This window comes from Bartonella vaga, assembly GCF_037070895.1.
GTDB lineage: Bacteria > Pseudomonadota > Alphaproteobacteria > Rhizobiales > Rhizobiaceae > Bartonella.
Genome location: NZ_JAYMZK010000007.1, coordinates 67,613 through 77,553, shown reverse-complemented (window position 1 = coordinate 77,553; position 9,941 = coordinate 67,613). Strand labels below are relative to the sequence as shown.

Below are 9,941 nucleotides of genomic sequence, written 5' to 3'. Positions count from 1 at the left end.
GCTATGGATGTCTCTTTGATTGTTCCGATTGCGATGGAGGAGAAGCTTCGTTTTGCTATTCGTGAAGGTGGTCGTACTGTTGGTGCAGGTATCGTTTCTAAAATCATTGAGTAAATAATGCTTGTTGAAGAGCGTCTTTATTGTTAAAGGCTTTTTGATGACAGGGAAATAAAGAGCATGAACAGTCAAAATATCCGCATTCGCTTAAAAGCATTTGATCATCGGATCCTAGATGCATCGACGCGTGAAATTGTGTCGACTGCTAAACGTACTGGTGCCGATGTCCGTGGTCCCATTCCGCTTCCTACGCGGATTGAAAAATTTACAGTCAATCGTGGTCCGCATATTGACAAAAAGAGTCGTGAGCAGTTTGAGATGCGTACACATAAGCGTCTTCTTGATATTGTTGATCCAACACCACAAACAGTAGATGCGCTTATGAAGCTTGATCTTTCTGCTGGTGTGGATGTTGAGATTAAGCTTTAAGGTTTGAAGACAGAAGGAACAGACCCGATGCGTTCAGGTGTAATAGCACAAAAACTTGGTATGACCCGTGTTTATAATGATGCTGGTGAGCATGTGCCGGTAACGGTACTTCGTTTAGAAAATTGTCAGGTTATTGCTCAGCGTACAGTTGAGAAGAATGGTTATACTGCTGTTCAATTAGGTGTTGGCTTTGCTAAGGTTAAGAATACCTCAAAAGCTCTTCGTGGGCATTTTTCTAAAGCTTCCGTTGAGCCGAAAGCCAAAGTGGCGGAATTTCGTGTTAGTCCCGATAATCTTCTTGATATCGGTACTGAGATTACAGTGGAACATTTTGTTCCGGGACAGAGAGTTGATGTAACAAGTACGAGTATCGGTAAAGGTTTTGCTGGTGTTATGAAACGGCATAATTTTGGTGGGCATCGTGCTTCACATGGAAATTCAATCACACATCGTGCTCATGGTTCGACAGGACAGAATCAAGACCCTGGTAAAGTGTTTAAAGGTAAAAAAATGGCTGGCCATATGGGGCAGGTTCGTGTCACAACGCAGAATATTGAAGTTGTTTTCACAGATGTTGAACGTGGTTTGATTTTAGTGCGCGGTGCTGTTTCTGGCTCTAAGGGTGCTTGGATTTTAGTGCGGGATGCTATAAAAAAGCCTCTTCCTAATAATGTGCCGAAGCCTGCAGGTATTCGTCATCTTGGGAAAGAGATAACGGAGGTGGTTGCTCCGGTGATGGAAGCCTCTAAAGCTGAGGGAGCCGAATAATGGATCTTGTAATTAAAACCCTTGATGGTAATGAAGCTGGTAAGTTAAAAGTTTCTGAGGGTATTTTTGGTCTTGCTCCGCGTGAAGATATTTTGCAGCGCGTTGTTCGTTGGCAGCTTGCGTGTCGCCAACAGGGAGCACATCAATCGCAGGGGCGATCTGATGTATCTCGAACAGGGGCAAAAATGTTCAAACAAAAAGGAACTGGGCGTGCTCGGCACTCTTCTGCTCGTGCGCCACAGTTTCGAGGCGGTGGTAAAGCTCATGGTCCGGTAGTTCGTAGCCATGCCCATGGTCTTCCTAAAAAAGTTCGTGCATTTGGAGTGCGTCTTGCTTTATCAGCTAAGTTAAAGGCAAATGATTTAATTGTTGTTGATGATTTTAATGTTAAAGATGCTAAAACTAAAGTTCTTGTTGCTAGTTTTTCTAAGCTTGGGTTCGATAATGCTCTCTTAATTGGTGGTAAAGAAGTTGATATTAGCTTTTCTCGTGCGGCATCTAATATTCCCAATATTGATGTTTTACCAGTTCAAGGGATTAATGTTTATGATATTTTGCGTCGCAGCAAACTTGTTTTATCAAAAGCAGCTGTTGAGGCTCTCGAGGAGCGTTTTAAATGACAGACCTTTGCCATTATGATATAATTGTTAGTCCAGTTATTACTGAGAAGTCGACTATGATTTCTGAGTATAATCAGGTTGCTTTTAATGTTGCGCCAAAAGCGACTAAGCCTGAGATTAAGGCTGCTGTTGAAGCGCTTTTTGGTGTTAAGGTGGAATCAGTTAATACGGTGATCCGTAAGGGTAAAGTAAAACGTTTCAAAGGTACTGTTGGTCGGCAGAGTGATGTCAAAAAAGCGATCGTAACTCTGGCTAGCGGTCAGTCTATCGATGTTTCGACAGGTCTTTAAGGAGGCTCGGAGATAAAATAATGGCACTTAAGCATTTTAATCCAACTACGTCCGGGCAGCGTCAGCTTGTTATTGTAGATCGTTCCTGTCTTTATAAAGGGAAGTCTGTAAAAGTATTGACTGAAGGTCTGTCATCAAAAGGTGGACGTAATAATCATGGACGAATTACTGCTCGTTTTCAGGGTGGTGGTCATAAACGTAGCTATCGGTTTGTTGATTTTAAGCGTCTTAAACGTGATGTTCCTGCAGTAGTTGAGCGTTTGGAATATGATCCAAATCGCACTGCTTTTATCGCATTGATTCGCTATGATGATGGGCAGTTAGGTTATATTCTTGCGCCTCAGCGTCTTGGTGTTGGTGATTCTGTTGTAGCTGGTTCACATGTTGACGTTAAGCCAGGAAATGCTATGCCGGTTGGTAATATGCCGGTAGGAACAATTATTCATAATGTTGAGATGAAGCCGGGGAAAGGTGGTCAGATTGCGCGTTCAGCTGGTACTTATGCGCAGTTGGTTGGGCGAGATCAAGGGATGGCTATTCTCCGTCTTAATTCTGGAGAGCAGCGTTTAGTGTCTAGCAGTTGTTTTGCCACTGTTGGTGCTGTTTCGAATCCTGATCATGGAAATATTAGCGATGGTAAGGCCGGTCGATCACGTTGGCGTGGTAAGCGCCCCCATGTTCGTGGTGTTGCTATGAATCCAGTTGATCATCCACACGGTGGTGGTGAAGGTCGTACATCAGGGGGGCGTCATCCAGTGTCTCCTTGGGGAAAGCCTACAAAAGGTAAGCGTACGCGTTCTAATAAAGCCACTGATAAATTTATCATGCGTACGCGTCATCAGCGTAAGAAATGAGAAAGGTAGTTTAAAGTGGTTCGTTCGGTTTGGAAGGGTCCGTTTGTTGACGGCTATCTTCTTGGGAAGGCAGAAAAGGTACGTGCAAGTGGGCGGAATGAAGTTATAAAAATATGGAGTCGTCGCTCTACTATTTTGCCACAATTTGTTGGTTTGACTTTTGGTGTTTACAACGGCAATAAGCATATTCCTGTTTCTGTTTCTGAAGAGATGGTTGGGCATAAGTTTGGTGAGTTCGCTCCCACTCGGACTTATTATGGGCATGGTGCGGATAAGAAAGCGAAGAGGAAATAGGGATGGGAAAAGCTAAGATTCCGCGCCAGCTTAAGGATAATGAAGCAAAGGCTGTTGCTAGAACGATTCGTGTTAGTCCGCAAAAACTTAATTTGGTTGCTGCAATGATTCGTGGGAAGAGGGTTAATGTGGCGCTAGCTGATTTAACATTTTCACGTAAACGTATTGCTGGAACTGTGAAAAAAACTCTTGAATCAGCGATTGCAAATGCGGAGAATAACCACGATCTTGATATTGATTCGCTTATTGTTGCAGAAGCTTATGTTGGTAAGTCGATAGTGATGAAACGTTTTCATGTTCGTGGTCGTGGACGTACTAGTCGGGTTGAGCGTCCTTTCTCGCATCTTACTATTGTTGTTCGTGAAGTTACCGAAAAAATGGAGGCTGCATAATGGGGCAGAAGATTAATCCAATAGGGCTTCGTCTTGGAGTTAATCGGACTTGGGATTCCCGTTGGTATGCTGATAGTGGTGAATATGGGCGTCTTCTTCATGAGGATTTAAGGATTCGTTTATATGTGCTTGAAGAGTTGAAGCAGGCAGCTATTTCTAAGGTTGTTATTGAGCGTCCTCATAAGAAATGTCGTGTAACAATTCATTCAGCGCGTCCTGGTCTAATTATTGGTAAAAAAGGTGCTGATATTGAAAAGCTTCGTCGTAAGCTTTCTGAAATGACAAATGCTGAGACTTCATTAAATATTGTAGAAATTCGTAAGCCGGAAGTTGATGCTACGATTATCGCGCAATCAATTGCTCAGCAGTTAGAGCGTCGTGTTTCTTTTCGGCGTGCTATGAAACGTGCAGTTCAGTCAGCTATGCGGCTTGGGGCGGAAGGAATCCGAATCAACTGTTCTGGTCGTCTTGGTGGTGCTGAAATTGCTCGGATGGAGTGGTATCGTGAAGGTCGTGTTCCCCTTCATACTTTGCGTTCTGATGTTGATTATGGTACAGCGGAAGCTAAGACTGCATACGGTATTTGTGGTGTTAAGGTTTGGGTCTTTAAGGGCGAGATTCTTGAGCATGATCCGATGGCTTCAGAGCGTAGAGCTACAGAAGTTGATCATTCTGGATCTTCGTCAAATCGTCGCCGTGAAAATGTTTAATTTTTGTGGTTGAGCTAAAATTTGGAGTAGAGAGCAATGTTGCAGCCAAAGCGCACAAAGTTCCGTAAGCAGTTCAAGGGCCGTATTCATGGTGTTTCGAAGGGTGGTACGGATTTGAATTTCGGTGCTTACGGTTTAAAGGCTGTCGAGCCAGAACGTATTACTGCCCGCCAAATTGAGGCGGCTCGTCGTGCGATTACACGTTATATGAAACGTTCTGGTCGTGTATGGATTCGTATTTTTCCGGATCTTCCTGTTACATCTAAGCCGACTGAAGTTCGTATGGGTAAGGGTAAGGGTAGTGTAGATTATTGGGCAGCTCGTGTTGCGCCTGGTCGTGTCATGTTTGAGCTTGATGGCGTTCCTGAAGACGTGGCACGTGAAGCGCTCAGGTTAGGTGCAGCAAAGTTGCCTATTAAAACGCGTTTCATCCAGCGTATTGCTGAATAAAGAGGTTAAGCGATGAGAGCCATAGAATTACGGGCGCAGACGCTCGACCAAATGAAAGATGAATTGGCCAAGTTAAAGAAAGAGCAGTTTAATTTGCGCTTTCAAAAAGCGACAGGTCAATTGGAAAAGACTGCACGTGTTAGGCAAGTTCGTCGTGATATTGCGCGTGTTAAAACTTTTCTTCGTCAGAAGATAAACGAAAGTAAGGTTTAAGGAAATAAGAGATGCCTAAACGCATTTTGCAGGGTGTTGTTGTTAGTGACAAAGGCGATAAGACTGTGGTTGTCAAAGTGGAGCGCCGTTATTCTCATCCACTTCTAAAGAAAACTGTTCGGCAGTCTAAAAAGTATAAGGCACATGACGAGAACAATCAGTTCAAAATTGGGGATCTAGTTTCTATTCAGGAATCTAGACCGATTTCGAAAGATAAACGTTGGGCTGTTGTTAAAAGCAGTGTAGCGTAGTTATTAGGTTTATTGTTTTAAAATTTAACAGTGTTTTTATTTTTATTGCTAAAGTTTAAAACAATAGTTTTATCATTATTTGGCAGGCAAATCTGGGTATATTGTAGGTATCTCCAGATGTGGATATATAAGAGAAGGTGGCCAGTCATGATTCAGATGCAAACAAACCTCGACGTTGCCGATAATTCTGGTGCTCGTCGTGTCATGTGCATCAAGGTGTTGGGCGGTTCAAAGCGAAAATATGCTTCGGTCGGTGACATTATTGTTGTTTCGGTTAAGGATGCTATTCCTCGTGGTCGTGTTAAAAAGGGTGATGTGATGAAAGCTGTAGTGGTACGTACTGCTAAAGATATTCGTCGCGCAGACGGTAGTGTTATTCGTTTTGATAGCAATGCCGCCGTTTTGGTGGATAATAAGAAAGAGCCGGTCGGTACACGTATCTTTGGGCCAGTTCCTCGTGAGCTTCGTGGTAGGAATCATATGAAGATCATTTCACTTGCTCCTGAAGTGTTGTAAGGAGTAATTTTATGCAGAAGATTCGAAAAGGTGATAAAGTCGTTGTTTTGTCCGGTAAGGATAAAGGGTGTCGTGGTGAAGTAATTAAGGTGAATCCGAAGGAGAGTAATGCTTTTGTTCGTGGGGTTAATATGGTTAAACGTCATCAACGTCAGACGCAAAAGCAAGAGGCTGGAATTGTTTCTATGGAGGCTCCGATTCATTTGTCTAATTTAGCGATTGCTGATCCTCAAGATGGTAAGCCTACTCGTGTGGGTTTTCGTATGAATGCAGATGGTAATAAAATTCGTTTTGCCAAGCGTTCGGGAGAGTTGATTAATGGCTGAAGAAAAACTAATGCCGCGTATGAAGAAGCATTATTTTGAAGTGGTTCGTAAAGCGCTTCAAGAGAAGTTTAATTATAAAAATGTTATGCAAATTCCGCGGGTTGATAAAATTGTTGTTAATATGGGAATTGGTGAGGCAACTGCTGATTCTAAAAAGCCATCTGCTGCTGCCGAGGATTTGGGGTTAATAGCAGGTCAGAAGGCTGTTGTTACCTGTGCGCGTAATTCTATTGCGACCTTTAAGGTTCGCGAGGGAATACCTCTTGGGGCTAAAGTTACATTGCGTAAAGATCGTATGTTTGAGTTTTTGGATCGTCTTGTTACAATTGCACTTCCGCGGGTTCGTGACTTTCGTGGTCTTAATCCAAAAAGCTTTGATGGTCGTGGCAATTTTGCTATGGGTATTAAGGAGCATATTGTGTTTCCAGAAATCAACTACGATAAAGTTGATCAAATTTGGGGTATGGATATTATCGTTTGCACGACAGCAAAAACGGATGATGAGGCACGTGAATTGTTGCGTGCTTTTAATTTTCCTTTTCGTTCGTAACGGCAAGCGTAGCGAGGTGAAAATATGGCCAAAGTAAGTGCCGTTGAGAAAAATAAGCGTCGTAAGATGATGGTAAAGCGTTATGCTGCGCATCGGGCACGCTTGAAGATGATAGTTATGGATCAGAAGATTTCTCTTGAAGAGCGTTTTAAAGCTTCTGTCCAGTTGGCAGAGTTACCGCGTAATTCTGCAAAAGTTCGTGTTCGTAATCGTTGTGAGGTTTCTGGGCGTCCACGAGCTTATTATCGTAAATTAAAAATGTCGCGGATTGCATTGCGTGAACTTGGTTCTATAGGGCATATCCCAGGCATTGTTAAGTCTAGTTGGTAAGAGGAGATTTTAAATGTCTATGTCAGATCCTCTTGGTGATATGTTAACGCGTATTCGTAATGCAATTTGTCGCAAAAAAGGGAAAGTGGTTACACCTGCTTCAACGCTTCGTGCGCGTGTTCTTGATGTTCTTCAGTCCGAAGGCTATATTCGTGGATATAGCAAAGTTAATTTGACTGCTGGGAAGTCTGAGATTGAAATAGAGTTGAAATATTTTGAGGGAGTGGCTGCTATTCGTGAGATTTCACGTGTTTCAAAGCCAGGTCGTCGTGTGTATGTTTCAGCTAAGTCACTTCCTCAGGTCGCAAATGGTCTTGGTATTTCGATTTTATCGACTCCTCAAGGAGTGATGGCAGATCATGAGGCGCGTGAACGGAATGTTGGTGGAGAGCTTCTCTGTCGTGTTTTCTAGGTTATTTTAAGAAAACAGAATAAAAATAGGTTAGAACAATGTCTCGTATTGGAAAAAAGCCCGTTTTAATTCCTTCTGGGGTTACTGCGACTGTTGAGGGTCAGTTGGTTAAGGCAAAAGGCCCAAAAGGTGAACTAAGCTACGTCGTTAATGACGAAGTCCTGGTCAAGCTTGAGGAGAATGCTATATTGGTTTCTCCGCGGGATCAATCAAAGGATGCGCGCTCTAAATGGGGGATGTCGCGCTCAATGATTGAGAATATTTTTTGCGGTGTGAAGGATGGCTTTGAAAAGAAGTTAGAAATTAATGGTGTTGGTTATCGTGCTGCTTTGCAGGGGCGAGATGTTCAGTTATCGTTAGGTTTTTCACACGATGTAGTTTATAAAGTGCCGGTGGGTGTGACTGTAACGGTTCCTAAGCCTACAGAAATTGTTGTTTCTGGAATTGATAAGCAGCAAGTTGGGCAGGTTGCAGCAGAAATTCGCGAGTATCGTAGACCTGAGCCTTACAAAGGCAAAGGTGTTAAGCATGCCGATGAGCGTATCTTCCGTAAAGAAGGTAAAAAGAAATAAGGATTTTGCATCATGGTTTCATCTAAGGACATTATCCGGCGTCGTGCACGGCGTGTTCGCCGTAGAATTAAAATGGTTAGTAGTGATCGCCTGCGGCTTAGTGTTTATCGCTCAAATCAGAATATTTACGCACAGATTATCGATGATTTGCGTGGATGCACACTTGTTTCAGCATCCACTCTTGAGGAGAGTTTAAAGAAAACGCTTAAAAGCGGTTCTGATAAAGAAGCTGCCTTTGCTGTAGGTAAATTAATTGCTGAGCGTGCAAAGGAAGTTGGTGTTAATAAGGTGGTTTTTGATCGTGGAGCATATGTTTACCATGGTAGAGTAAGGGCTTTAGCTGAAGCTGCTCGTGAAGGTGGCTTGAGTTTCTAAGATATTTTATTCGAAAATTTGAGTAAAAGGGTTCTTCGATATTTCGTGTAGGTTCCTCTTGTTTTATAGTGGAACTTTGTTGTCGTGCTTCCGGAAAAGAAAAAGGAATGAGGAATGGCACAAAAAGAACGTGGTGAGCGGGATGAACGTGATGGTGAATTTGTCGACAGACTTGTTCATATCAATCGTGTTGCTAAGGTTGTTAAGGGTGGTAGGCGTTTTGGTTTTGCTGCTCTTGTAGTTGTTGGAGATCAAAAAGGGCGCGTAGGCTTTGGTCATGGTAAAGCTCGTGAAGTTCCGGAGGCGGTTCGTAAGGCTACGGAAGCTGCAAAGCGTGGGATGATCTATGTCCCGCTTCGGTCTGGACGTACATTGCATCATGATCTTGAGGGCCGTCATGGAGCTGGTCGTGTATTATTACGTTCGGCTTCTGCTGGTACCGGTATTATTGCTGGTGGACCGATGCGTGCTATTTTTGAAACTCTTGGTATGCAGGATGTTGTTGCAAAATCATTGGGCTCATCTAATCCTTATAACATGGTACGTGCAACATTTGATGCGCTAAAGCGTCAGATGCATCCTAGAGATATTGCTGCTCAACGTGGTATAAAATATTCTACTTTGCAGGCGCGTCGTAAGCATTTAGTTGATGCAGAAGGGTAGTTTCTGAGATTATCAGAAAAGGAATTAGGAAATGGTTCAGAAAAAATCTCAGGATAGCAAAACTGTGACGATAGAGCAAATTGGTAGTCCAATTCGGAATTCGCAGATTCAGCGTGCAACTTTAAAAGGGCTCGGATTAAATAAAATGCGGCGGCGACGTGTTTTAGAGGATACGCTTTGTGTGCGAGGTATGATTAGTAAGGTTCGGCATCTTGTTCGTGTTGTAGATGAAGATTAAAAGTTGCAGGAGTATAAAATATGAAACTCAATGAGCTACGTGATCGTGACGGTGCAACAAGAAATCGTAAACGTGTTGGGCGTGGTATTGGTTCTGGTACTGGTAAAACTTGTGGTCGTGGTGTAAAAGGGCAAAAATCACGTTCTGGTGTTTCGCTTAATGGTTTTGAGGGTGGGCAAATGCCTATCTATCGTCGTTTGCCAAAGCGTGGGTTTAAAAATTTTTTTGCTAAAACCTATAATGAAGTTTCTTTGGGACGTATTCAGTTTGCGGTTGATGCAGGTAAGTTAGATATTGAGAAACCTGTTGATGCTATCGCATTGCAAGAGGCGGGTGTTATTCGTCGTATAAAGAGTGGAGTACGTCTTCTTTCTGATGGTGATTTTAAAGAAAAGATCGTATTTCATGTTTCCGGTGCTTCTGAAGCTGCTCGTGTTAAAGTTGAAAAAGCTGGAGGTCAGGTTACTTTTTCTGGTACTGTTCGGTGAGCTTTTTTGATGTAAATGACGTTCTAAAGAAGGGGGGCTTCGTTTTTGGATATCTTTTATGGAAAATTATGTAAGTTTTGCATTTATATATGTATGACGGTATGTGTTTTAAAAGTTATACTTCTATGATTTTAAAAATTGAA

The 9,941-nt window shown here is 42.7% G+C and carries 22 protein-coding genes; all 22 read left to right on the top strand.

Annotated elements, in window-relative coordinates:
* Positions 1-114 (top strand): EF-Tu C-terminal domain-related protein (locus tag WCP76_RS05365; protein ID WP_455578898.1); only part of this gene is annotated, 114 nt, incomplete at its 5' end.
* A gap of 63 nt (positions 115-177) precedes the next feature.
* Complete coding sequence (rpsJ, locus tag WCP76_RS05360) at positions 178-486, top strand: 30S ribosomal protein S10 (protein ID WP_336294655.1); 309 nt, start codon at positions 178-180, stop codon at positions 484-486.
* 27 nt (positions 487-513) lie between these two features.
* On the top strand, positions 514-1,254 hold the full coding sequence (gene rplC / locus WCP76_RS05355) for a 50S ribosomal protein L3 (RefSeq protein WP_336294654.1): 741 nt from the start codon (positions 514-516) through the stop codon (positions 1,252-1,254).
* Positions 1,254-1,874 carry a 50S ribosomal protein L4 gene (rplD, locus tag WCP76_RS05350; protein WP_336294653.1) on the top strand — a complete coding sequence of 207 codons (621 nt, stop codon included), beginning with the start codon at positions 1,254-1,256 and terminating at the stop codon, positions 1,872-1,874. Before rplC ends, rplD begins: the two co-directional genes overlap by 1 nt.
* The gene (locus WCP76_RS05345; protein ID WP_336294652.1) at positions 1,871-2,164 is read left to right on the top strand and encodes a 50S ribosomal protein L23; all 294 of its coding nucleotides are present in this window, start codon (positions 1,871-1,873) and stop codon (positions 2,162-2,164) included. The genes rplD and WCP76_RS05345 overlap by 4 nt, the downstream gene beginning before the upstream one ends.
* Before the next feature lie 20 nt (positions 2,165-2,184).
* Complete coding sequence (gene rplB / locus WCP76_RS05340) at positions 2,185-3,018, top strand: 50S ribosomal protein L2 (protein WP_336294651.1); 834 nt, start codon at positions 2,185-2,187, stop codon at positions 3,016-3,018.
* 15 nt (positions 3,019-3,033) lie between these two features.
* Positions 3,034-3,312, top strand: a complete 279-nt coding sequence (gene rpsS, locus WCP76_RS05335) for a 30S ribosomal protein S19 (protein WP_004855734.1) — start codon at positions 3,034-3,036, stop codon at positions 3,310-3,312.
* 2 nt (positions 3,313-3,314) lie between these two features.
* A complete protein-coding gene (gene rplV, locus WCP76_RS05330; protein WP_336294650.1) occupies positions 3,315-3,704 on the top strand; it encodes a 50S ribosomal protein L22 in 390 nt (129 codons plus the stop codon).
* Positions 3,704-4,414: a 30S ribosomal protein S3 gene (gene rpsC / locus WCP76_RS05325; protein WP_336294649.1), complete on the top strand. Its 711-nt coding sequence runs from the start codon at positions 3,704-3,706 to the stop codon at positions 4,412-4,414. Before rplV ends, rpsC begins: the two co-directional genes overlap by 1 nt.
* A gap of 36 nt (positions 4,415-4,450) precedes the next feature.
* Positions 4,451-4,864 (top strand): 50S ribosomal protein L16, encoded by a 414-nt coding sequence (gene rplP / locus WCP76_RS05320; RefSeq protein WP_336294648.1) that lies wholly within the window; start codon positions 4,451-4,453, stop codon positions 4,862-4,864.
* 12 nt (positions 4,865-4,876) lie between these two features.
* Positions 4,877-5,077 (top strand): 50S ribosomal protein L29, encoded by a 201-nt coding sequence (gene rpmC / locus WCP76_RS05315; RefSeq protein WP_336294647.1) that lies wholly within the window; start codon positions 4,877-4,879, stop codon positions 5,075-5,077.
* 11 nt (positions 5,078-5,088) lie between these two features.
* Complete coding sequence (gene rpsQ, locus WCP76_RS05310; RefSeq protein WP_336294646.1) at positions 5,089-5,328, top strand: 30S ribosomal protein S17; 240 nt, start codon at positions 5,089-5,091, stop codon at positions 5,326-5,328.
* 147 nt (positions 5,329-5,475) lie between these two features.
* Positions 5,476-5,844: a 50S ribosomal protein L14 gene (rplN, locus tag WCP76_RS05305; RefSeq protein ID WP_336294659.1), complete on the top strand. Its 369-nt coding sequence runs from the start codon at positions 5,476-5,478 to the stop codon at positions 5,842-5,844.
* An 11-nt stretch (positions 5,845-5,855) separates the two neighbouring features.
* Positions 5,856-6,170, top strand: a complete 315-nt coding sequence (gene rplX / locus WCP76_RS05300) for a 50S ribosomal protein L24 (RefSeq protein ID WP_336294645.1) — start codon at positions 5,856-5,858, stop codon at positions 6,168-6,170.
* Positions 6,163-6,720: a 50S ribosomal protein L5 gene (gene rplE, locus WCP76_RS05295; RefSeq protein WP_336294644.1), complete on the top strand. Its 558-nt coding sequence runs from the start codon at positions 6,163-6,165 to the stop codon at positions 6,718-6,720. The genes rplX and rplE overlap by 8 nt, the downstream gene beginning before the upstream one ends.
* A 24-nt stretch (positions 6,721-6,744) precedes the next feature.
* Positions 6,745-7,050, top strand: coding sequence for a 30S ribosomal protein S14 (gene rpsN / locus WCP76_RS05290; RefSeq protein WP_336294643.1), 306 nt, complete (start codon positions 6,745-6,747; stop codon positions 7,048-7,050).
* 13 nt (positions 7,051-7,063) lie between these two features.
* Complete coding sequence (gene rpsH, locus WCP76_RS05285; RefSeq protein WP_336294642.1) at positions 7,064-7,462, top strand: 30S ribosomal protein S8; 399 nt, start codon at positions 7,064-7,066, stop codon at positions 7,460-7,462.
* A 38-nt stretch (positions 7,463-7,500) separates the two neighbouring features.
* On the top strand, positions 7,501-8,034 hold the full coding sequence (rplF, locus tag WCP76_RS05280) for a 50S ribosomal protein L6 (RefSeq protein WP_336294641.1): 534 nt from the start codon (positions 7,501-7,503) through the stop codon (positions 8,032-8,034).
* Between the two features lie 12 nt (positions 8,035-8,046).
* Complete coding sequence (gene rplR / locus WCP76_RS05275) at positions 8,047-8,409, top strand: 50S ribosomal protein L18 (RefSeq protein ID WP_336294640.1); 363 nt, start codon at positions 8,047-8,049, stop codon at positions 8,407-8,409.
* A gap of 114 nt (positions 8,410-8,523) precedes the next feature.
* Positions 8,524-9,072, top strand: coding sequence for a 30S ribosomal protein S5 (rpsE, locus tag WCP76_RS05270; RefSeq protein ID WP_336294639.1), 549 nt, complete (start codon positions 8,524-8,526; stop codon positions 9,070-9,072).
* Between the two features lie 31 nt (positions 9,073-9,103).
* On the top strand, positions 9,104-9,310 hold the full coding sequence (gene rpmD, locus WCP76_RS05265) for a 50S ribosomal protein L30 (RefSeq protein ID WP_336294638.1): 207 nt from the start codon (positions 9,104-9,106) through the stop codon (positions 9,308-9,310).
* Positions 9,311-9,330: 20 nt separating this feature from the next.
* On the top strand, positions 9,331-9,798 hold the full coding sequence (gene rplO / locus WCP76_RS05260) for a 50S ribosomal protein L15 (protein ID WP_336294637.1): 468 nt from the start codon (positions 9,331-9,333) through the stop codon (positions 9,796-9,798).
* The last annotated feature ends 143 nt before the right edge of the window (positions 9,799-9,941 follow it).